Source organism: Arcanobacterium phocae, from assembly GCF_900105865.1.
GTDB lineage: Bacteria > Actinomycetota > Actinomycetes > Actinomycetales > Actinomycetaceae > Arcanobacterium > Arcanobacterium phocae.
This window is the reverse complement of record NZ_LT629804.1, coordinates 1,627,351-1,649,498: the sequence shown is the minus strand read 5'-3', so window position 1 is coordinate 1,649,498 and position 22,148 is coordinate 1,627,351. Positions and strand designations below refer to the sequence as shown.

21 protein-coding genes and 1 riboswitch are annotated in these 22,148 nt (G+C 49.6%); of the genes, 18 read left to right on the top strand and 3 right to left on the bottom strand.

Annotated elements, in window-relative coordinates; translation table 11 throughout:
• Positions 1-78 precede the first annotated feature (78 nt).
• The 3 genes from BLT51_RS07385 to BLT51_RS07375 are packed head-to-tail and all read left to right on the top strand — an operon-like array spanning position 79 to position 2,410.
• Positions 79-639 carry a DUF5998 family protein gene (locus BLT51_RS07385; protein WP_157672961.1) on the top strand — a complete coding sequence of 187 codons (561 nt, stop codon included), beginning with the start codon at positions 79-81 and terminating at the stop codon, positions 637-639.
• Positions 636-1,760 (top strand): alkaline phosphatase family protein, encoded by a 1,125-nt coding sequence (locus BLT51_RS07380; protein WP_091281706.1) that lies wholly within the window; start codon positions 636-638, stop codon positions 1,758-1,760. The genes BLT51_RS07385 and BLT51_RS07380 overlap by 4 nt, the downstream gene beginning before the upstream one ends.
• Positions 1,760-2,410, top strand: coding sequence for a thymidine kinase (locus BLT51_RS07375; protein WP_091281703.1), 651 nt, complete (start codon positions 1,760-1,762; stop codon positions 2,408-2,410). Before BLT51_RS07380 ends, BLT51_RS07375 begins: the two co-directional genes overlap by 1 nt.
• Before the next feature lie 3 nt (positions 2,411-2,413).
• Here BLT51_RS07375 and sepH read toward each other — a convergent pair whose 3' ends face one another.
• Complete coding sequence (gene sepH / locus BLT51_RS07370; RefSeq protein ID WP_091281700.1) at positions 2,414-3,424, bottom strand: septation protein SepH; 1,011 nt, start codon at positions 3,422-3,424, stop codon at positions 2,414-2,416.
• 160 nt (positions 3,425-3,584) lie between these two features.
• On the opposite strand from sepH, the gene BLT51_RS07365 reads away from it, so the two are divergent.
• The 3 genes from BLT51_RS07365 to BLT51_RS07355 all read left to right on the top strand — a co-directional run bounded on the left by BLT51_RS07365 (position 3,585) and on the right by BLT51_RS07355 (position 5,477).
• Entirely contained in the window at positions 3,585-3,884 is a 300-nt protein-coding gene (locus BLT51_RS07365; RefSeq protein ID WP_091281697.1) for a DUF4193 domain-containing protein, read from the top strand.
• A gap of 77 nt (positions 3,885-3,961) precedes the next feature.
• Positions 3,962-4,576, top strand: coding sequence for a DUF3710 domain-containing protein (locus BLT51_RS07360; protein ID WP_091281694.1), 615 nt, complete (start codon positions 3,962-3,964; stop codon positions 4,574-4,576).
• Between the two features lie 244 nt (positions 4,577-4,820).
• Entirely contained in the window at positions 4,821-5,477 is a 657-nt protein-coding gene (locus BLT51_RS07355) for a DUF3159 domain-containing protein (RefSeq protein ID WP_231943932.1), read from the top strand.
• Here BLT51_RS07355 and BLT51_RS07350 read toward each other — a convergent pair.
• Entirely contained in the window at positions 5,422-6,138 is a 717-nt protein-coding gene (locus tag BLT51_RS07350; RefSeq protein WP_091281690.1) for a potassium channel family protein, read from the bottom strand. The genes BLT51_RS07355 and BLT51_RS07350 overlap by 56 nt on opposite strands.
• Positions 6,138-6,788, bottom strand: coding sequence for a potassium channel family protein (locus tag BLT51_RS07345; protein WP_091281688.1), 651 nt, complete (start codon positions 6,786-6,788; stop codon positions 6,138-6,140). The genes BLT51_RS07350 and BLT51_RS07345 overlap by 1 nt, the downstream gene beginning before the upstream one ends.
• A 60-nt stretch (positions 6,789-6,848) precedes the next feature.
• Here BLT51_RS07345 and BLT51_RS07340 point away from each other — a divergent pair, with 60 nt between their 5' ends.
• The 12 genes from BLT51_RS07340 (at position 6,849) to BLT51_RS07285 (ending at position 22,141) form a co-directional block, all read left to right on the top strand.
• Positions 6,849-8,705 (top strand): APC family permease, encoded by a 1,857-nt coding sequence (locus BLT51_RS07340; RefSeq protein WP_157672960.1) that lies wholly within the window; start codon positions 6,849-6,851, stop codon positions 8,703-8,705.
• Positions 8,668-9,906 carry a class I SAM-dependent RNA methyltransferase gene (locus tag BLT51_RS07335; protein ID WP_172801338.1) on the top strand — a complete coding sequence of 413 codons (1,239 nt, stop codon included), beginning with the start codon at positions 8,668-8,670 and terminating at the stop codon, positions 9,904-9,906. The genes BLT51_RS07340 and BLT51_RS07335 overlap by 38 nt, the downstream gene beginning before the upstream one ends.
• 66 nt (positions 9,907-9,972) lie before the next feature.
• Complete coding sequence (locus BLT51_RS07330; RefSeq protein ID WP_091281681.1) at positions 9,973-10,788, top strand: oxidoreductase; 816 nt, start codon at positions 9,973-9,975, stop codon at positions 10,786-10,788.
• Between the two features lie 104 nt (positions 10,789-10,892).
• Positions 10,893-10,974, top strand: a riboswitch (ZMP/ZTP riboswitch).
• A 38-nt stretch (positions 10,975-11,012) separates the two neighbouring features.
• Positions 11,013-11,519, top strand: coding sequence for a 5-(carboxyamino)imidazole ribonucleotide mutase (gene purE / locus BLT51_RS07325; protein ID WP_091282684.1), 507 nt, complete (start codon positions 11,013-11,015; stop codon positions 11,517-11,519).
• Between the two features lie 15 nt (positions 11,520-11,534).
• Positions 11,535-12,233 carry a phosphoribosylaminoimidazolesuccinocarboxamide synthase gene (locus tag BLT51_RS07320; protein WP_091281680.1) on the top strand — a complete coding sequence of 233 codons (699 nt, stop codon included), beginning with the start codon at positions 11,535-11,537 and terminating at the stop codon, positions 12,231-12,233.
• 4 nt (positions 12,234-12,237) lie between these two features.
• Entirely contained in the window at positions 12,238-13,662 is a 1,425-nt protein-coding gene (locus tag BLT51_RS07315; protein ID WP_091281677.1) for an amidophosphoribosyltransferase, read from the top strand.
• Between the two features lie 2 nt (positions 13,663-13,664).
• Positions 13,665-14,726: a phosphoribosylformylglycinamidine cyclo-ligase gene (gene purM, locus BLT51_RS07310; RefSeq protein WP_091281675.1), complete on the top strand. Its 1,062-nt coding sequence runs from the start codon at positions 13,665-13,667 to the stop codon at positions 14,724-14,726.
• Positions 14,716-15,327: a phosphoribosylglycinamide formyltransferase gene (gene purN, locus BLT51_RS07305; protein WP_091281673.1), complete on the top strand. Its 612-nt coding sequence runs from the start codon at positions 14,716-14,718 to the stop codon at positions 15,325-15,327. The genes purM and purN overlap by 11 nt, the downstream gene beginning before the upstream one ends.
• Before the next feature lies 1 nt (position 15,328).
• A complete protein-coding gene (locus BLT51_RS07300; RefSeq protein WP_091281671.1) occupies positions 15,329-16,030 on the top strand; it encodes an IMP cyclohydrolase in 702 nt (233 codons plus the stop codon).
• Entirely contained in the window at positions 16,027-17,211 is a 1,185-nt protein-coding gene (locus BLT51_RS07295) for a phosphoribosylaminoimidazolecarboxamide formyltransferase (protein ID WP_091281669.1), read from the top strand. Before BLT51_RS07300 ends, BLT51_RS07295 begins: the two co-directional genes overlap by 4 nt.
• 12 nt (positions 17,212-17,223) lie before the next feature.
• Positions 17,224-18,504, top strand: a complete 1,281-nt coding sequence (gene purD / locus BLT51_RS07290; protein WP_091281666.1) for a phosphoribosylamine--glycine ligase — start codon at positions 17,224-17,226, stop codon at positions 18,502-18,504.
• Complete coding sequence (locus tag BLT51_RS07285) at positions 18,494-22,141, top strand: phosphoribosylformylglycinamidine synthase (RefSeq protein ID WP_091281664.1); 3,648 nt, start codon at positions 18,494-18,496, stop codon at positions 22,139-22,141. Before purD ends, BLT51_RS07285 begins: the two co-directional genes overlap by 11 nt.
• Positions 22,142-22,148 lie beyond the last annotated feature (7 nt).

Sequence of the window (22,148 nt, the reverse complement as noted above, 5' to 3'; positions counted from 1 at the left end):
GGTACAACGCGGGTGTGGGCAGGTGAGAAAGGCAACCCCGCTTATAACGCCGCGAGGCAATATGGAACAATGGAAACGATGGATAATGATCGTATGTCTGAATTGGTGGCCGTGCTTGAGCGGTTGCTTCCACTAAATTCGCCCGTTTTCGACGACCTTACTCAAGCTCTTGGCGACGCTGAGATTCGTACTTTTTACGTGCGTCCAGAAACAATTTTTGATGCTGATTCAGTCTATGAACGAGTAGTCGTATTTGCAGCGTCAGTCCGCCGACTATTTTTGATTTATACCGACACGAGTTATGAAATGAATTCGAGCGGAGAGCTCGTAACTACCGCGCAAGCGGTTGATTTACAATCAATTAAGGAACACCATGTCGTTCGTCGTCGTCAGTTAGCCGGAAACACAGCTGGTCAGCTGAACTCGGTTCTGCTTCGGCTTCGTTGGGGCGCAGCTTTCGCTGCAGATCTACACCCTGGTGCCTGTGACGACCCGATGTGCACTAATGATCATGGTTATCTCGGTGCACTGACAAATGAGGACTTCCAGATCTATCTTGAAGCGGTTCATGATGGAGCGTACTTCCAACCTGGAGTCGACTTTATTAATGAACTTGTGGCTATGCTAGGACAGCGATGAAAGATCTTTTTGCGGGTGCTTTTTTGCCGGGTCAGGAACGTTTGGATCAAGTTTTGCCAGCGCTATGCGCGAGTGTGGGGTTAACTGACGACGACGCAGCACGCCATGCCCTCCAGCTACCGGCAGCACCGCGCGCGTGTGTGGTGATGGCTGATGGTCTTGGTTTTTATAATTTATTGGAGCGCCGTGGACATGCCCCCAACATGAGAGCTATGGGAATCGAAAAATCCATCTCCACTGTTGTTCCGTCGACGACGGCGGCTGGAATTACTGCATTTGGAACCGGACATCAGCCGGGCATGACAGCGATGACAGGCTATTCATTGCGAGTTCCGCACACATCCCGAACTTTCTCCCTGATTACGTGGCCAGACCGCGCAGTCGATGTGAGTACATGGCAAACGCAACCGACATGTTTCGAAGAGCTTGGCACGCTGGCATCCGAAACAGTAGTCATTCAGCCGAAAAAGTTCCATGGTTCAGGATTATCTGCGGCGGCATTGCGCGGTGCACGCACTCGTTATGCTGAGTCCTTACCAGATCGAGTTCGAGCAACAGTGCATGCACTTGCTACTGATGCACGACTAGCCTACCTTTACTGGGGTGATATTGACGCCGCCGGGCATAAGAACGGCTGGGGGTCTGATGCTTGGATTGGTGAACTAGAACAGTTTGATGCCGGAATCGGATTGCTACGTCGTTCCTTACCGAGCGGTACCCTGCTAGTTATTACGGCAGACCACGGCATGATCGACGTCGAGCATAGAGTAGACATTGCCGATCATAAGTCGCTATATTCCGAGGTAGACGTGGTTGCTGGTGAGCCGCGCGCGGTTCATCTTTACACTAAAAATCCACAAGCTGTTGCGCAACGCTGGCGGGATTCGGTCGCAGATCATGCATGGGTTGCAACACGTGATGAAGCTATCGACTGCGGGCTTTTAGGGCCAGTTCGTGATTTGACCCGTCAGACTATGGGAGATGTTTTGGTGTTCGCGCGTGACACGCACGTTTTTGTTGATTCCCGAGTACAGTCGAGTAATGCGATTGGGCTTATCGGGGTCCACGGATCTTTAACTCGTACTGAAATGTCTATTCCATTGATTGTGGAGGTTATCTGATGGCTGAGCTCGTGTTTTTCTCCGGCACAATGGATTGCGGTAAGTCTACGTTAGCTCTACAAACCGCCCACAATTATCAGCAACGTGGCCTAGCTGGCATAATTTTTGCAATGAACGATCGCGCTGGCACGGGAAAACTGTCATCGCGGTTAGGTCTTGTCACGGATGCGGTTGAAGTGACAGAACAGACTGATTTCTGGAACGTCGTCGTCACCGCACGTCAACGAGGAGAACGCGTTGATTTCATCATTTGTGACGAGGTCCAATTCTACAGCCGAGAACAAGTAAATCAGCTGGCGCGGATCGTAGACGAGATGCAGATCAGCGTGTGGGGGTTTGGCATCACTACTGATTTTTTGACTAACTTATTCCCCGGCTCAGCTCGAATGCTTGAGCTGGCAGATCGAGTCGAACGACTCCAGGTTGAGACATTGTGCTGGTGCGGAAAACGTGCAACGCATAATGCCCGAACGATTAATGGTGTGATGGTCACCGAAGGCGAACAGGTCATGGTGGGGGATACCAAACGCCACGAGGTAGTCGGTTATGAGGTTTTGTGTCGCGAACACCATATGAAAGGCATGACGGCTAAGACCGCGCATGCCTCAGAAATATCGCACGGGACACTCAACTTAGGATCCCGTAGCTGACGACTAGTCTTTTGGTGCGCCAAAAACTATTTCGTCCCATGATGGCATCGCTGGACGATTGCGTCGCTTAGCAGAACGTTTTGCTTTCTTTTCCACAGCGTTTTTGCCTAGCGGCAGAGTGTTTTCATCTGCTGAATCCGCAGTCGGGGCAGTTGAAGGAGTTCGATCTTGAGTTTGTTTATCCTCGCGTGTGGCACGCGAAGGTAACTCGACGACGGTGGCATCGGTAACATTCTCAACATCAGAATCAGCAGGATGTGCGCCGTCGAAAAAATCGATTCCGGGCATTCGTCGAGACTTCCCACGTTGAGAATCTAAGGAGGCTAGCATGTCATCAATGGAAGGTGTGCCGGCTGAGGCAGGTTGTGCGTCTAATGCAGTAATAATTGGTCGCTCATGCTCTTCATCTACCGTGGGCGTATTCAACGGACGCCATGGCGATGATGGAGTAGGAATCTGAGTTTCAGTTAGCCATGTAGCTTCATCGTTGGTGGCCTCGACTGTCTGACTGCGGGTATTGATAATCCATGAAGCTTCGTAATCACTGTTGGCCACTGTGTAGCGTGCGATGAGCATCCACGGCCCACCTGAGGTACGGGTTGCATCCCAGTTGATATTACTCGCGATAACCCCGCGCGGGACCAAACGGGAAACGACGAGCTCTTCGATGGTCATACTGCCTACGTCAGCACTCTGCCGGAAGTTGCGGGCGCGGGAGGCAGTATATTCGCGTTCAGCGAAAATTGGGTGAGCGAAGATAGCAACTTGTGATGCTGGTAAAGACGATAATTCACTGACCTCAGCGACGCTCATTCCGGCTCGAATATGAGCTTGAATTTCACGTGGCGACATCGGCCTGGGAGCTTCGTCTGGGGCCTTGGCTACAGGGGTATCTTTGCGTAGTGCAGCCCGCAGAGAATCAGTGATTGGAAGCAAATACCTGTTGCCATCCACATCATTCAAAGATAGTTGTTGCCCATCGGGGTGCACGCCCAATAGTTCAAGCTCGATCATTAGTCCTCCTCATACAGCACTAGAGTGCCATTCTTTCACAGTTTTTGGCAGACAAGTGCGGTGTGTTTGAAAAATGCCATGAACTACCTCTTGTCAAATACTCGGTAAAGTGGTACAACATGGAGGACAGAACGCGTTATTTCATGTTAGGACACGATTCATGGCAACTGATTACGACGCTCCTCGTAAACAAGACGAGGAACTCAAGGAGGACTCCCTTGAGCAGCTAGGTGCTCGCCGGTCAGACCACCAGTCTAACTCGGTAGACGAGGACGAAACCGAAGCCGCCGAAGGTTTTGAACTGCCTGGGGCTGATTTATCGAATGTTGAACTCTCGGTTGCTGTGGTTCCTCCACAGGACGATGAATTCACATGTTCGGAATGCTTCCTAGTACATCATCGCTCGCAATTAGCATACGAAGAGAACGGTTTACCTGTTTGCACAGAGTGTGCTTCCTGAGCCCTGATAGAATAAACTCGCCGATTTTAAACCGGCGAGTTTATTCTATCGAAAAAGCTTATTGAAGGAGTGTAACTATGGGGTGGTTTTCTCGTCGCAAAGAGAAAGAGTCCAGCACGTCTGGACCAATCGATCAATCGAGTTCGCAAGCAGCGACAACCGGCCCATACGATTACGCTGATCATCCGGATCGCGGTGACCTGTTAGACGCTGGCGCGTTATGGATTCCGGTAGTTCGCGATGCCTCGATTCAGTTTTCTGTGGATCATTCACAGAAAACAGTTTATGGAATTGTCTATGTCATCGATGACGCGGCAATGCAACTGCAGGTGTTTGCAGCCCCACGTTCTGCTGGGATTTGGAATGATGTGCGGCGGGATATGATCACGTCAATTGCCCAGCAGGGTGGCTCATCAATTGAGGTTGAAGGAACCTATGGTACCGAGTTGCATGCGCAAGTTCCCGTCGCCGATACCCAACATGTGGCTCCTCACCGGTTCATCGGAATTGACGGACCACGATGGCTTTTGCGTATCACGTTATATGGGCGGGCTGGGTCTGACGATCAGTTGGCAACGCGAATGTTGCGCATTGCAAAGCATATCGTCGTCGTACGTGGCAACACACCTCACCCGCCACGTGAACTACTCGAACTACAGGTCCCACACGTTGGCAAAACTCGTGAGGCCTAAGTGCAGCGACGCCTCCTCACCGTGACCGGTGTGATCACAGCAATAACATATCCTGGGCAAGGAACTAGACCGGAAGTAACCGTGACTATGGACGTTAACGGGGTAGTACTTCAGCTTGTATTCCAGTCACGGCGAGTATTGCATGCTATCGATATCGGCCAATTTCTTCGCGTTAGTGGGGCGGTAGTAAAGCGTCACGGTGTACCTTGTATATACAATCCGATCTACACAATAGTGAAAGGCCATGATGGTTAAAAAAGAAACATCATTATCGGCAATTACAGCCACTGATTTCGACGCAATGAAAGCTGTCGGTGGCTGGCGTGGAATAGTCGAATCCGTTGTTCCCACCGTGGTCTTTCTTATTATTTTCGCGGCGAGTCATCAGATCGGTTGGGCCGCGTGGGTCTCACTAGGGACTGCAGTCATCGCGATCGCTGGGCGGCTCATCTCACGTGTTGACCCGTCACCAGCTGTCGGTGGCTTAGGTGCGGTGCTCATTTCCGCTTTTATGGCGTGGAAGACTGGTCAAGCAGCAGATTTTTTTGTCTGGGGCCTAATCGTCAATGTTGCATATCTTGTAGCTTTTTTACTCTCGATCCTAGTGCGATGGCCGTTAATGGGGGTGCTCATTGGAGCCATGCGAGGCGAAGGTACTACTTGGCGGCACCATAAAACAACAGTCAGAAGATATTACTCAGTCACATGGATGTGGGTAGCACTGTTTGCGATGCGTGCGGCAGTTCAGCTACCGATGTATTTTGCCAGTGCAACTAATGCACTAGGCATTGCAAAACTTGTTATGGGAATACCGTTATTTGCCTTGGTATGCTGGCTCTCGTGGCTTATGATTCGAGCGCTTGAACCGATTCCGGCTCCAGATCAGACGGCGCAGGTTTAGTAGCAATAAGCTCATTAATCTCAGTCAACGTTAACTCATCGTTAACGTTGCCGATGAGGACAAGCTGATCTCCGACGTCGAAAGTTAAATCTGGATCAGCCACTAGCGCTGTTCCGTCGCGCAACACGGAAGCGAGGATGAAATCTGGTGGCAATACAAGATCTTCAACAAGCGTTCCTACGATTGGTGCATCAGGCGCGACTTGTCCTTGGAACATCGAGGCTTGTGTCTCAATAAAATCGAGTTTGCGGACGAAATTGCCATCTCCAACTGCGTCTTCGATGAGGTTGGTCATTATCCGCGGCGTGGATACTGCTACATCGACGCCCCACGACTCATCAAACAGCCACTCATTAGCAGGATTGTTGACACGCGCGATAACACGCGGGATTCCATACTCAGTTTTCGCTAGCAATGATAAGACAAGATTAGCTTTATCGTCACCGGTTGCCGCGACAACGATATCAGTTGTTTCCATGCCTATATGCTCTAATGTGTCTAATTCGCAGACATCTCCAAGTATCCAATCTGCTGCCGGCACTGATGCAACACGCATAGCTTGGGTCGAGCGATCTACAATGAAAATTTCGTGACCGCGCGCAGCTAGTTCGCGTGCAATCGAGCGGCCAACCGATCCGGCACCGCCAATGAGCACTTTCATTAAAAATCCTCCTGGACATGATGGTTCATAATTCGTTGCACAGTATGTGTGCGTTGCTGCTGGACTAGAAGCCACAGGTCATCGCCATCTTGAAGCACGGTATCTGGCTGCGGCAACAAAGCTTGGCCATATCGACCGATGTATGCAACGCGGGATTCAGTTATACGCTGAATATTTGCGACGTCCATCCCATACCAAGATTCATCGATATCAACCCAGATCAATGTTACGCCGTACTGCGAATCTGTGTAGTCCACATGAGGACCGTGCGCAATGAGCTCGCGGAGCATCTGATCAGCGCTCCACGTAACTGGAGTTACGGTATCAATCCCTAACCGGTTAAACACCTCTGCGCGCTCTGGATCGTAGATTCGAGCTACGACATTTTGCACTCCGAACGTATCGCGCACGACGCGTGCTGCAATAATATTGGAATTATCTCCGGATGACGTCGCAGCGAAACCTTGAGCATCCTCAATTCCTGCTTGGCGTAGAGCATCTCGGTCAAACCCCAAACCAGTAACTAGCTGACCGGTAAAATCTTCGGGTAGCCGCCGGAATGCATCGGCATTTGAATCGATAATGGACACTGAATGCCCGCGATTTTCTAAATTCACAGCGAGCGTGGATCCGACCCGACCACACCCCATAATGACAAAATGCACGATGAGAACGCCACCTTACTCTACTTTTCCGCGTAACCTATTGACGTGATGAAACATTCTACTGAAAGTTCCCAGGCTATCGCTAAGACTGCCTCCATTACCTTGATCGGGCTGGTAGTTCTAGCAACTCCTATGCTTATTCTACGTTCTGCATCGCTAGCAATCACTAGCGCAGAGATTTCTCTTGCTTTTTCGCTTGGATTGGTTGGCTTTGGGCTGACCCTGTATATCTTGAGAGCTTTGACTCGTGCGGTTCCACGGCGTTCGTTCCACCAGGTTGCGCACGTTTACATCGGCGGTTGGGCTGGTGTACTTCTAGCTGCCGCAAAGATTCTGGCTTATGCAGTACTGATCATGATGGGGGTAGACCTCGTCACGATTGGAATCGTTGCTATCACTGGACCTGGTTGGTGGTCAGTTGCGTTGCCTCCGGTGATTATTATTTTGCTGGCGATTCCTAGCTTGTATGCGCGTTTGGAAACGCCAGTTGTGTGGGCACGCTGGTTGACATTCTTAGGCATCGCCGGGTTAATCATAGTCCTTGGCACAGGATTGGCCCGAGAAGCCTTTGGTCATATTGATTATGCAACGATCAATGAGGCCCGTCAGGAGGCTTTTGAATCAGCTCCCCTCATTAGCCGCTATTTCCCGCGTATCGATAGCGCATTGGGTGCTCTCTTCCCAGCTGCGTTGCTTGTGATTACATCGGAACGAGTCATGGTTTCGCCAGAAGACCGTAGGGTGAATACGGAAGAGCAGTTACGTATTTTTGTTCCGGCATTCTTCTTGATTGCACTGACACTCTACTTTTCTGTTGTTCTGTATTTGCCCGGGCGGCGGTTGTCAGTGCCTGCGATCCCGATTGCGACTGCAATTTTCGGCGTCGTCGGCACCGTGGCCATGGCTGTGTTGTTGACGTTCGTGGGCTTAGCTGCCGCGTATGCGTCTTATCGCCAGCTCCCGCGTCTTTTGCGCGACTTGGCGATTGATACGTTACTGCCACGGCGATTAGCTGCGCGTGACTCGATTAGGCCCCGCAAAGCAATTGTTCTGGTCATTGCTTTTTTGGCTACTACTGCCACAGCTTTTCTAGATTCAGCGAGTGCTTTAGCTAGCGTTTTTGTCTTCATGGTCGGCGTGATCATGCTTGTTACGGCGGTAGCTATGATCTATCGCTCGCGTTCGATCCTACGTGATTCGACCCACGCTGAAGATCGCTATGACGCTTATTTCTTGCAGTGGTTGTTTACAGTTTATGGAATTTTCATTGCCGGAGTTTTAGCACTAATATCGTGGGTTCATCCACAATGGAGTGTGTCTGCGTTAGTCTTACTGGTGGTACCAGGAGCGTTTTTATGGGGGCATCGTCGGGGACAATCAAGAGTTTCGGATGCGTTAGCGGTTGACGACGACGTCGTGGCTCGTCGGCTACCAACACGCGTCCATGGTTTAGTCCTTATCGAACACTGTGACCAGCCAGCGATGAAAGCTGTTTCATGGGCCCGGGCGACTAGGCTGTCCTCTTTGTCGGCAGTGTTGATAGATATCGATCCTATCGTTACTCGGAAGGTACGTGAGCAGTGGGCTACAGCTCGTATCCCGGTTTCACTAACTATTTTAGGAACTCCGCGAGGTGCTATTCGGGGACCGTTTATCGAACATATTCGAGCTTTACGGAAGTTTCATCCGCACGATGTTATCGAAGTCTTCATTCCCCGTGTAGTGTCTACTGGGTGGTGGGATAGATTCTACGTTCGGCATTTAACGCCTAAGCTCATCACAGAATTGAAGTTAGAACCAGGGGTAATGGTCACTGAAGTGCCTTATCTCATTGATGTTTCTGGCTGGAACGTGGATGATAGCTATGAAGAGAACTACGGACGCGGGGAACATGATGTCTAACCTTAACCTTGAAATTACCGATATTGCGCACGGCGGGCTGGGGGTGGCCCGCGATGGCGAACGTGTCGTTTTCGTTCGTGGCGCTTTGCCAGGTGAGACTGTTGAGGTAGAACTAACAAAAGAGCGGGCTAAGTGGGCACGTGGAATCGTTCGTGACGTTATCGTTCCGAGTAGCCACCGGATCCTGCCGGCTTGGAGTGAAGGCGTAGCTGGGGCTACTGGTGCTGCTGATTTTTCACATGTTGAGCTCGAGTATCAACGTGAATTAAAGACGTCGGTGTTACGCACTGCAATTCGGCGTGTTGGTGGGATTGAGCTACAAGAGCATCTTGCGGAAGCAGGGGTTGAACCAGCAATTACTGGTATCGACAGCACTGATGGGTGGCAGACCCGTACCCGGGTTGATTTGATTAAGATGGCGCACGGCTTCGGCATGCATAAAGAGCAATCTCACGATCTTATTCCTATCGATACATTGCCGTTAGTAGTACCTGATTTAGCTGAGCTGATTTTTAGTTATAATTGGGATTCGACTTTCAAACCAGGCAAACGAGTGCGCTTTGTTGCTCCGTCAACGGGTGAGAACGTCGCAGTGTGTGACGGCAAAGTCTACTCCTCGCCACGGGTCCGAACTGACTATCATGTTTCAGAAACAGTTGCTGGCAAGCGTGACTTCTATGAGTACAACGTAGCTGCAGACGGATTTTGGCAGGTGCATTTCCGAGCTCCCGGGGTATTGCAACGTGAAGTGGTTGCGCGTTCAGCAGTGCAGCCTGGACATCGTGTGTTAGAACTTTTTTCTGGTTCCGGCTTGTTCTCTGTCCCGCTTGCTCGGGCTGCAACAAAGCAAGGCAAATTCTTAGGTATCGAGGGGTCGGCGCAGGCAACGTCAGATGCGAAGAAGAATCTTGCAGGCATGTCGTGGGCTGAGGCGCACGTGCAACAATTGGGCAATGAATTGCCTGATTTTAACGCTGATGTGATTGTTGCAGATCCGCCTCGCCATGGTTTAGGAATCGGGTTGGCAGATCAGATTGGGCACAGCGGTGCTCGTCGCATTGTGCTGGTTTCGTGTGATCCGGCCTCAGCTGCACGCGACGTGGCGACGCTAATGAATACTGGGCGACGTGTACTATCTATGAACGGTTTTGATATCTTTCCTCATACCCACCATATGGAAATTGTTACGTTGCTGGCATAACTGTGGTACGAAGCTGAAGCCATGTCGGTAGACTATCTGAAAACCGATAGAAAAGATGGCTAAGTGATGGCAAAGGTTGTTCTGGTAACTGGGGCTAGCTCCGGATTTGGCAAGCTGGCAGTAGAGAAATTGTTGAGTCGTGGATATGTGGTGTATGCAGCTGCGCGTCGCGTAGAACGGATGGGTAGCTTGGCAAAGCAGGGCGCGCATCTGTTGCGTATGGACGTTACTAGTGATGACGACGTCGAACAAGGTGTTCGCACAATCACTGAAGCCCACGGCAGTATCTATGGCTTAGTTAATAATGCCGGGTATGGCGGCTTCGGTATGTTGGAAAACGTGAGCTTGGATGAAGCTCAACGGCAGTTCCAGGTAAATGTGTTCGGACTTATGAGAGTGACAAAAGCTGTTCTACCGTACATGCGCGATGCAGGTGAAGGTCGCATTGTCAATGTTGCCTCGGTGGTTGGCAAGGTGGCGTTGCCGATGGGTGGCTGGTATTCAGCGTCGAAGCACGCCGTGGAAGCGTTGAGCGATTCTTTGCGGAACGAAGTGAAACGCTTTGGTATCAATGTATCTATTATTGAGCCTGGTCCGGTGCAAACCGAGTTTTTAGATCGTGCTATGGAAGTCGTTGACCGTGTTAAACATGGCGATGCCTACCGCGCCCAGGTGGAGGGTTTTAAATCCGCATTCGTGAAAAGTTACGAGCATGCCGATGGGCCAGATCGCACTGCAAACGCAATTGTTGCTGCCGTGGATAGTGCCCGACCGAAAAAACGATATCCAGTGAGCGGAGCTGGCCCCATTTTATTGCTTCGGTCGATATTGCCAACTACTATTTTTGACTATTTTCTCAATAAGAGTCTTAGTCAAAACTAAGGGCAACGTGTCAATATGTGAAACATTTATAAGACTTTATGTTTCATTATTTGAGAAACCGGTGTTTTTTGCTGGACTTTCACGTGGTTCCGTTGTTAAGGTGAAACCACCTTGGTAACTGGCGGTTTTAAGTTGAATTAACAACATGGAGCCAAGGGATCGTGATCGTCCGTCTGGGTGCATTCTTTGTAGGAATGTGCCCATTTTTAATATCTGGAGGGCTCGTGAGAAAAATTGCTCTGGTCATGGGAAGTGACAGTGATCTACCGATCATCGAAAAAGCAATACTTTATCTCAAACAAACCCCAGTTGATTTCACAGTCAACGTTTTATCTGCTCATCGTACTCCTCAAGAGGCTATTGAATTTGCTCAAACAGCCAAAGATAACGGCTATGGGGTCATTATCGCAGCAGCTGGCATGGCTGCGCATCTTGCTGGTGTTCTCGCAGCAAACACGGTCTTACCAGTTATTGGTATCCCGTGTGTATCAACAAATCTTGACGGCATGGACGCATTGCTTTCCACCGTCCAGATGCCTCCCGGTATTCCGGTTGCGACTGTTGCAATTAACGGTGCGAAGAATGCAGCGATTCTGGCATGCCAGATTTTAGCTGTCGAAAATGACACTCTTACCCAGCATCTGCGTACTCAACGCGCGGAAGATAGTCAGAAAGTTCTCGAAAAAAACTCTGCGATATCGCATACCTATTCAGTCACTCAACACAACTAAAACTAAGGAAAACAGATGACAAATAAACTGGTCTACTCTGGCAAGACAAAGAACGTTTATGAGCTAGAAAACGGTCATTATGAACTGAAATTCAAAGATGACGTTACTGGCAAAGACGGTGTATTTGATCCGGGCGAAAACGCGGTTGGTCTATCTATCGCGGGCGTCGGCGCGATCAATTTAAAAATGACAACCTTGTTTTTCGAGATTTTGCATGAAAAAGGGATTAAGACGCATTTTGTTTCCAGCAATTTTGACGAGACAACAATGGAAGTTATTCCTGCCACTCCTTTCGGCAAAGGCCTAGAAGTAATTTGCCGATACAAGGCCGTAGGCAGTTTCTATCGCCGATATTCCGAATACGTTGAACTTGGTGCTGACCTTCCAGCCTACGTTGAAATGACTTTTAAGAACGATGAGAAGGGCGATCCTTTGGTAACAAAGGACGCCCTTGTTGCATTAGAAGTTATGAGTGCCGAACAATACGATGCAGTCAAGCAAATGACCCAGGATATTACCCGCGTCGTCGCTGATGAAATGGCTGATCGTGGCTTGGACTTGTACGATATCAAGTTCGAATTCGGTTACGATGCGAACGGTGAAGTCATTCTTATTGATGAGATTGCTTCCGGGAATATGCGCGTATACAAAAATGGCGAATATATCGTACCGCTTGAGTTGAATAAGCTGTTCTTCGCAGGTATCGAAGGCTAAGCTCATGGGCGGTCTGTTTGCTTCGACGTCGATACGAGATGTGCAAGAAGATATTTTCTTCGGCACCGATTACCACAGTCATTTGGGTAATTATCGTGCCGGAATGGTGTTGTGGAATACCCACGACGGATTCCAGCGCGAGATTCATAATATTCAAAAAGATTCGTTTCGGTCGCGATTTGCACAATTCTTGGAACACGTGCGAGGACAGGCAGGAATTGGCTGTATTGCTGATGATGCTCCGTCGCCGCTCATTATGTCTTCCCATCTTGGTACATATGCTTTGTGTGTTGTTGGGGCAATCACGAATATTGACGAGTTGAGTGCTGAACTTTTGGCTGAAAAAGGTCCGATGTTTAACGCCTTGAGTGGCGGTCGGATCAACCCTACCGAGGTGGTCTCTGCACTTATCAATACGAAAGATACGTTCCACGAAGGCATCAACTATGTCCAGAGTCGAGTACAAGGGTCATGCAATCTAGTCGTATTGTTAGACGACGGTTCCTTGATCGTCGGTCGTGACAGACTAGGGCGTTTGCCAATGATTATTGGCAAGGACGACGACGGTTACGCTGTTAGTTTCGAGTCATTCTCATTTGAAAAACTCGGTTATCACTATGTGAGTGAGCTAGGACCAAATGAGGTTGTCAAGATTCTTCCACACGGTGTTGAGCAACTCATACCGTCTCAAAACGAGATGAAGATTTGTTCGTTCTTGTGGAACTATTACGGTTACCCAACATCGACATACGAAAACATCAATGTCGAAATGATGCGGAACCGTAATGGAGAAATCCTTGCAGATAACGAATCTGATCCGCATCTGTTTGATCGTCTCGATTATGTGTGCGGGGTGCCAGATTCAGGTACCCCGCACGCAATGGGCTATTCGTATAAATCAAACGTAAGATTTGCCCGTTGCTATATCAAATACACTCCTACGTGGTCTCGTAGTTTTCTGCCGCACCTGCAAGGTTCGCGTAACGAGATAGCAAAAATGAAGCAGGTACCGATCAAGGAACTCATCAATGGCAAGAATATTTTGTTTGTCGATGATTCAATCGTCCGGGGCACCCAGCTACGGGAGACAGTGGAATTTCTCAAAGGAAACGGTGCCAAAGAAGTACACATGCGAAGTGCGTGCCCACCCATGATGCACACGTGTAAATATCTGAACTTCTCGGTTAGTACTAGCGAAAACGACCTCATTACGCGTCGGATCATCAACCAGCTTGAAGGACCCGAAGGGTTAGAACATATTGACGAATACGCTGATCCGACTTCCGAACGTGGGAAGCGATTGCGTGCTGAGTTAGCGAAGCGCTTTAACTTTGACACAATCGAGTTTCAAACCCTAGACGGAATCATCAAAGCTATCGGCTTACACCCAGACAAACTCTGTACATACTGCTGGAGCGGAAAAGAATAACCATGCGCGATTCACAATCAGAACGATATAAAGATGCCGGAGTCGATATTGAAGCCGGATACGAGGTTGTAGAAAGAATCCACAAACATATAAGACAGACGATGAAGGGCCAAGGAAACTTCGACCATATGGGCTTTGGCGGCTTACTGCCACTGGGCGGCTTCGATATGGAAAACCCAGTTCTCGTTTCCGCCACTGATGGAGTTGGAACCAAACTTAAGCTCGCTTTCTTACTGGATAAACATGACACAGTTGGCATCGACTGCGTAGCAATGTGCGTCAACGACGTACTGTGTGTTGGAGGGCGCCCAATTAACTTCCTCGATTACATTGCCTGCGGAAAGAACGAACCAGCCAAGATTGAAAAGATTGTTGCCGGAATCGCCGATGGGTGCATTCAAGCGGATATCCCGCTGGTAGGCGGTGAAACTGCGGAGATGCCAGGATTCTATCCAGTAGACGAATACGATCTTGCGGGTTTCTGCAACGGGATCGTTGACCAGGAAGAGATTCTTGATAAGTCCAGCGTGCAAGAAAACGATGTTGTTATCGCGATCGCGAGTTCCGGTGTGCACTCCAACGGTTTTTCGCTCATCCGCAAAGTGTTTCAGATCGATAATGCGCAGGCACTACAGGAAACCTACGATGAACTATTAGGGCAAAGCCTGGGCGAAGTGTTATTGACTCCCACGAAAATCTATGTCAAACCAGTTACTGAGCTACTTGAGAAAAAACTTGTAAAGTCATTAGCTCATATCACTGGTGGCGGGTTTTATGAGAATATTCCGCGGAGTCTACCGAACGGTTTGGGCGTTGCTATCAACTATAACGACGTCGGAATACTTCCGATCTTCTCTCTGATTCAGCGTATTGGGAAGATCAATAACCACGATATGTTCAACACCTTCAATATGGGGGTTGGGATGACGTGCGTCGTCGATCCACACAACGTCCAAGAAACTTTAGAAATCCTTGGTGAACATGGCGAACGTGCCTATGTTTTGGGGAAGGTAGTTCGGTCCAACACGCTGGTAGAAATAGACGGAGCTGGCTATGACTCGTAACAAAGCGCGCATAGCAGTTCTTATCTCTGGTAACGGCAGTAACCTCCAAGCAATTCTTGATGCAGCAGCAACCGGCGCTCTAGCCCATGGCACAGTTGAACTTGTTATCAGTAGCAGTTCTCAGGCGTACGGGATAACTCGCGCTCGTGACGCTGGTGTGCCGGTAGACGTGGTACGGCGTCAAGAATTCGCAACCCAAGCAGAGTTCGACGATGCGTTGAGCCAAATAATTGATCAATACCAGATCGATCTGATTGTGCTTGCCGGATACATGAACATTTTGAGCAAACAGTTCGTCGAACGATATCCGAATCGGATTGTCAACGTTCATCCCTCACTTATCCCGGCGTTTTCCGGACCAGGATTCTATGGTCTGAAAGTCCACGAAGCCGTGGTAGCAGCCGGGGTGAAAGTTTCTGGTGCAACCGTCCATTACGTAACCGAGGTTTGCGACGGCGGTCAGATTTTGGCGCAAGAAACAGTTCCGGTTTACGAAACTGATACTCCACAAGACGTGCAAAAGCGGGTCCTGACAGAAGTTGAGCACATCATATATCCACGTGTCATCGAACAACTATCCAAAGAAATTGCAGGTAACTGATATGACAACTAGATCTATTGTTTCTTACCTGGGAAGCAAAACATATCCGGGGCGTACTCTTGTTCTTGCTACTTCGCCAGACGGGAAGACTGCGACGATCGTTTATTTCATCATGGGCAGGAGCATGAATAGCCAGAACCGGGTATTTGTTGACGACGGCGATGTAGTGCGTACCCAGGCTTACGATGAGTCACAGATGGCAGACCCTAGTCTGATTATTTATCCTATTTATCGCTATTCCGGAACCACACATATTTTCACTAATGGTGACCAAACCGCGACGATTTACAATGGTTTAATTGACGGACTATTACCGGCGGAGTCTCTTAGCGAACGCGAATGCGAACCGGATGCTCCGAATTTTACTCCGCGTATTTCCCTCGTTACACAACCAGATGAGTATTCGATGCACGTTATTAAGGCAGCGGATCATACTGGCCAACAATCGGTACATTTTGATTTTCACTATCCGTACGTGCGTGGCATCGGGCACTGTATTCATACTTATCACGACGACGTTCAGCCGCTCCCAAGCTTTTCTGGCGAGCCAGTCGAGTTTGACTATGAAGATGGGCTGGGGCGAAAGATCTGGGATGCGATCAATCCGGAATTCAAAGTCTCGTTGCTAGAAGCCACTCTTGATTTAGAAACACACACCATTACCACGATGTCGATAACCAATAAGCACGAGGTCCACGCATGAATCGGTTAGAACTAAAATACGGAAATAATCCTCATCAAAAGCCGGCACACATCGCCATGAAGGATGGACAAGAGCTACCGCTGCGGGTGCTCAACGGTAAGGCCGGGTATATCAATCTGCTTGATGCTCTCAACGGCTGGCAACTTGTTCGCGAGTTGAAAGCAGCAACTGGTTTGCCGGCGGCGACGTCGTTCAAACATGTTTCTCCGACGTCGGCCGCTGTTGGCCAGCCGTTATCTGAAACCCTGAAAAAGGTGTGCTTTGTTGATGACGTCGATGGGCTTGATGAATCGCCGCTCGCGTGTGCTTATGTACGGGCACGCGGTACTGACCGGATGTGCTCATTCGGTGATTTCGTAGCCTTGAGTGACGTGTGCGATGTAGTTACGGCACGCTGTATCAAACGCGAAGTATCGGACGGCGTGATTGCCCCCGGTTACGAGCCTGAGGCGCTGGAAATTTTGTCAAGCAAACGCAACGGTAACTATACCGTGATTGAGATAGATCCAGATTACGAACCAGCGACACTTGAGACCAAAGATGTTTTTGGTATTACCTTCTCCCAGCATCGCAACAACTTCACGGTAGACGAATCGTTACTAGCGAACGTTGTCACAACGAATAAGGATCTTCCAGCAGCAAACAAGATTGACCTATTGATTGGCATAATTACCCTCAAGTACACTCAATCGAACTCGGTATGTTACGCATACCAAGGACAAGCAATTGGAGTGGGGGCAGGCCAACAATCTCGGATTCACTGCACGCGACTCGCTGGCGATAAAGCCGACTCATGGTTTTTGCGGCAGCATCCAAAAGTGCTTGGATTGCAGTTTAAGCCAGACCTTGGGCGAGCTACGCGAGATAACGTGATTGACAGCTATATCAATCACAATGAAGAAGATGTGTGCGCTGTAGGCATCTGGGAAAATTATTTTCTCACCCGTCCGCAGCCATTAACGGAGACCGAAAAACGCGAATTTTTAGCCTCGCAATCCGGGGTAAGCCTAGCATCCGATGCGTTCTTCCCATTCTCCGACAACATTAAGCGAGCCGTGCGCAGTGGCGTCTCCTATGTAGTCCAGCCTGGTGGCTCAATCCGGGACGACGCAGTTATTGACTCATGTAACGACCACAACATCGTCATGGTCTGTAATGGCGTTCGATTCTTCCATCACTGAGAAAGGGACGATGTGAAAGTTTGCCTGATCGGAAGCGGTGGGCGGGAATACGCTATTGGCGCCCGGCTTATCGAAGATAACCCAGATATCGTGTTGGACGTTATCCCCGGCAACGATACCATGACATTTGCAACTACCCATCCTGATATTGGGGCAACAGATATTCCAGCTATTGTTGAGTTTTGCTCAGCCAATGAAATTGAGCTGTGCGTAGTAGCCCCCGATAACCCACTTGTGGCAGGTTTGGTGGATGCATTGGAAGATACCGGGATAGCATGCTTTGGTCCACGTCAGCGTGGCGCCATGCTGGAAGGGTCGAAGAGCTTTGCGAAGCAATTTATGTTTCGGCATGGCATTCCAACCGCTAGCTACGCTGAGTTTCACGACGTTCAACAGGCCCAAGAATATGCCCAACGTGCATCCTATCCACTAGTTATCAAAGCTGACGGACTGGCATTGGGCAAAGGAGTGGTTATTGTCGACGACGTAGCGCAGGCACATAGCGTGCTGGCTGATTTTATGGTCTGGCGGAAATTTGGGGAGAGTTCGGCAGCAGTCATTATTGAGGAATTTCTTTCTGGCCCGGAAATCTCAGTACTCGCATTGTGCGATGGCAAAACCATTAAGCCCCTCGTCTCGAGTATGGACCACAAGAAAATTTTCGACGGCGATCGCGGGCCAAACACTGGCGGAATGGGGTGTATCGCTCCTAACCCTGTTTTTACTGCACAGATTGCAACTGAGTTCGAACAAAAAATTATGCAGCCAACTTTAACTGGTTTAATCAAGGACGGAATTGATTTTCGAGGCTGTTTATATTTTGGTTTGATGCTCACTGTTGACGGGCTAAAAGTGATCGAATATAACGCTCGTTTTGGCGATCCGGAAACTCAGGTGGTTTTGCCTCTGCTTAAGGGCAATCTGCTCTCTATTTTCCGAGCCACGAGTCAAGGCCGATTGGCAGATGTCGTCGTTGAATGCCAAGACCGTCATGCGGCTTGCGTGGTCATGGCTGCTGAAGGCTACCCGGAACACCCGGTGACGGGCGATGTTGTATCGTTTCCAGCCGACGTCGAACCGTATCTCATATTCGCTGGTGTTAAACGCAACGGCAACGGTGAACTAGAAAGCGCTTCTGGTCGCGTACTTAACGTTCTCGGATTCGGTGCTTCGCTCGGTGAAGCTATTGACTCTGCCTACGATCACGTGAGCGCTATTTCCTTCGCTCATAGTCATTACCGTAATGATATTGGAACCACAGCTCGAGAAATTGAGGATCACCATGATCTCTAGAATTTATGTTGAAGCTAAGCCAGGCACGAATCCTGCTGCCGATAATCTTGCTGACGATCTTCGCTCATTTTTACATATTGATTCTGTTACTGGTGTGCGGATTATTAATCGTTATGATTGCGAAAATATATCGGCACAGGTGTTTGATCGTGCAGTCACTCAGGTTTTTGCCCAGCCTCCAGTAGATAACTATTTTGTGGAGCTGGCGACGCGTCCTAGCGATCGAGTCTTTGCCGTTAGCTACTTGCCCGGGCAGTTTGACCAGCGTGCTGATAGCGCTGCGGTGTGTATCCAAATGATGGCTCAAGTTGATAAACCGCGTATCAGCTATGCACGGGTATACGTTATCAGCGGTGGAGTGACTGACGGCGAACTAGCTAGGATCAAAACATATCTTATTAACTCGGTAGACTCTCATGAAGTATCACTAGAACTGCCACAATCTCTCGCGTTGCAGACTACTCCAGCACAAGCCGTCCCTGAGGTAGCGAACTTTACGACGATGAGCAAGGAAGAACTTCGTACCTACCTTGATGATAATGCCGCGGCGATGGATCTAGCAGATCTGACTCTTGTCCAAGACTATTTCACTCGAATTGGCCGTAACCCGACGGAAACCGAACTAAAAGTCATTGATACCTATTGGTCAGATCATTGTCGGCATACGACGTTTACCACGGAGCTGGCTAAAGTCGATATTGACGATGAGCGTGTTGCCCGCACATATGAGTCCTACCTGCGGATCAAATCTGACATCGCTCCGGGCAAACCCGTGACGTTGATGGACATTGCGACGATGTCTATGAAATATTTGCGTGCCCACGGCAAGCTAGATCAGCTCGATATTAGCGACGAGATCAATGCCTGCACAATTAAGGTCGAGGTCAACGTCGAAGGCGAAAACGAAGAGTGGTTATTGCTGTTTAAGAACGAAACGCATAATCATCCAACCGAAATCGAGCCGTTTGGCGGCGCCGCAACCTGCATCGGTGGTGCAATCCGCGATCCGTTATCTGGCCGAGCATATGTGTATGCTGCTATGCGCGTCACTGGAGCGGGCGATCCGCTCCAACCGCTGGAAGAAACCTTGCCTGGTAAACTGCCACAACGCCAAATTGTCACTGTTTCAGCTGACGGCTATTCCTCATACGGCAACCAGATTGGGTTAGCGACCTCGTATATTGATGAGTTTTATGATGCCTCTTATACTGCCAAGCGCTTGGAAATCGGCGCGGTCCTAGGAGCCGTGAAAGCAGACAATATTCAGCGTGCGACTCCGCAACCCGGCGATCTTGTTGTTCTTATTGGTGGCCCAACGGGTAGGGACGGCGTCGGCGGCGCAACTGGTTCTTCCCGGCCACACGATGTGGCTTCAGTTCGGGATTGCGGGGCACAGGTCCAAAAAGGCAATGCTCTTGAAGAACGTAAACTTCAGCGTCTGTTCCGCCACCCAGAGGTTACTAAGTGCATTAAGAAATGTAATGATTTTGGTGCCGGCGGAGTAGCTGTTGCGATTGGGGAGCTTGCTGACGGGTTGCGGATTAACCTTGACCGTGTCCACACCAAATATGCTGGTTTGAACGCGACCGAAATTGCGGTCAGCGAGTCACAAGAGCGAATGGCGGTAGTTATTGCACCCGCTGATCTGCCACGTCTGGCTCAACACTGCCATGCGGAAAATGTGGAGATGGCAGTGGTTGCCGAAGTGACTGCTGAACCGGTACTGTCGATGTCCTATATGGGGCAGGAAGTTGTTCGGCTGGAGCGTTCATTCCTCGACACACATGGTGCGCCCAAAACAGCTAACGTCGTCGTGCATCCAGGCAAGCAGCTACCGGAGTATCAGGTTTCTGACTGGGCAAGCGGGCTGCGCGAGCTCATGGCGGATCTGAACCACTGTAGCAAAGAAGGACTGATTCAACGCTTCGACTCAACTATTGGAACACATACAGTACTGATGCCACTAGGTGGTCGATACCAAAAGACTCCTATCCAGGCGATGGTTCATAAACTGCCAGTTCCCAATGGCAACACGACGACGTGTTCTGTCATGGGGTATGGATTTAACCCTGTTTTGAGCGGAGCGGACCCGTATCAGGGCGCATACGATGCAGTTATTGATTCAGTGGCGAAAGTTATCGCCGTTGGGGCAGACCCGGATCAGGTTCATCTCAGCTTCCAAGAATATTTCCCCTCATTACACAAGGACCCAGAGAAATGGGGACTACCGTTAGCGAGTTTGATGGGAGCGTTCCAAGCCCAGCTTGACCTTGGTGTAGCAGCTATTGGTGGCAAGGACTCTATGAGCGGTACGTTTGAATCTCTCGATGTCATCCCTACCTTGGTTTCCTTCGCGGTAAGCCTTGGTTCTACTGAGTCTATTATTTCGCCCGAATTTAAGAAGGCAGGCAACAAGCTCTATCTGTTTTGCCCGCAAGATATTTCGCGGGACTATTTCGCTAGGATCGCACAGCATATTCACCGTGGTGAGATCGTCAGTGCCTATAGTTTGACTGGGACTTCGGTTGCGGAAGCTAGCGTAAAAATGGCGTTAGGAAACCGCTTAGGAGTTCGTTTCGCAGCTCATTTCGATCCGCACACGAGTTTTATGCCGGTTCGCGGAGGCTTTTTGTGTGAGACGACGACGGATCTCGATGATGCCATCTATCTTGGTGACATCAACGACGAATTTGCATTTGTACATGGACAGACGCGCATAGACCTCGCTGAGGTTCAGCGTTCTTATGAAGCGACGCTTGAGCCAGTGTATCCGGTGCGTTCGGGGCAACCAGACGAACATGTTTCAGCCGTTGAAACTGCCGGCGAAGCAATAACATATTCTGGGCCGCGTATTGAAAAACCGCGTGTACTCATCCCAGTCTTCCCTGGTACAAACTGTGAATATGACACCGCGGCGGCATGGCAAAAAGCTGGGGCAGATCCTGAGGTTATTGTCATTAACAATCTGTCCGTGGCAGATATCGAAACGAGTATCGATACGTTTGCGGATCGGTTGGCCGATGCCCAGATTTTGTTTATCCCGGGCGGATTCTCTGGCGGTGATGAACCAGACGGGTCAGCAAAATTTATTACCTCGTTTATGCGCAATGCTAAGGTTGCTGTGGCTATCACTGACCTATTGGACAACCGTGGCGGATTGATTGGCGGTATCTGTAACGGTTTCCAAGCCTTAATCAAATTGGGTTTGCTTCCGTATGGAAAAATCATGCAGCCAACAGCTGACATGCCTACTTTGACCTACAATTCGATCAAGCGTCATCAGTCATCAATTGTTAATGTTCGAGTGGCGAATATCGCGAGCCCGTGGTTACGTCAGGTTAATGCGGGGGATATCTTCCAGGTTCCGATTTCGCATGGTGAGGGTCGCATCGTTGGCAATGTTCCGGTTAAGAATATCGCTACGCAGTATGTGGATTTTGCCGGTGATCCAACGACGGCCATTGAATTCAACCCAAATAATTCAGTGAACGCCATTGAAGGAATGGTCTCTGATGACGGCCGAGTCTTCGGTAAGATGGGGCATACCGAACGGTATTCCGATGGGTGCTATCTCAATGTTCCGGGCCAGTATGACATGAAAATCTTTGCATCGGCCGTTGCGTATTTCGCTAACTAGGAAAGTA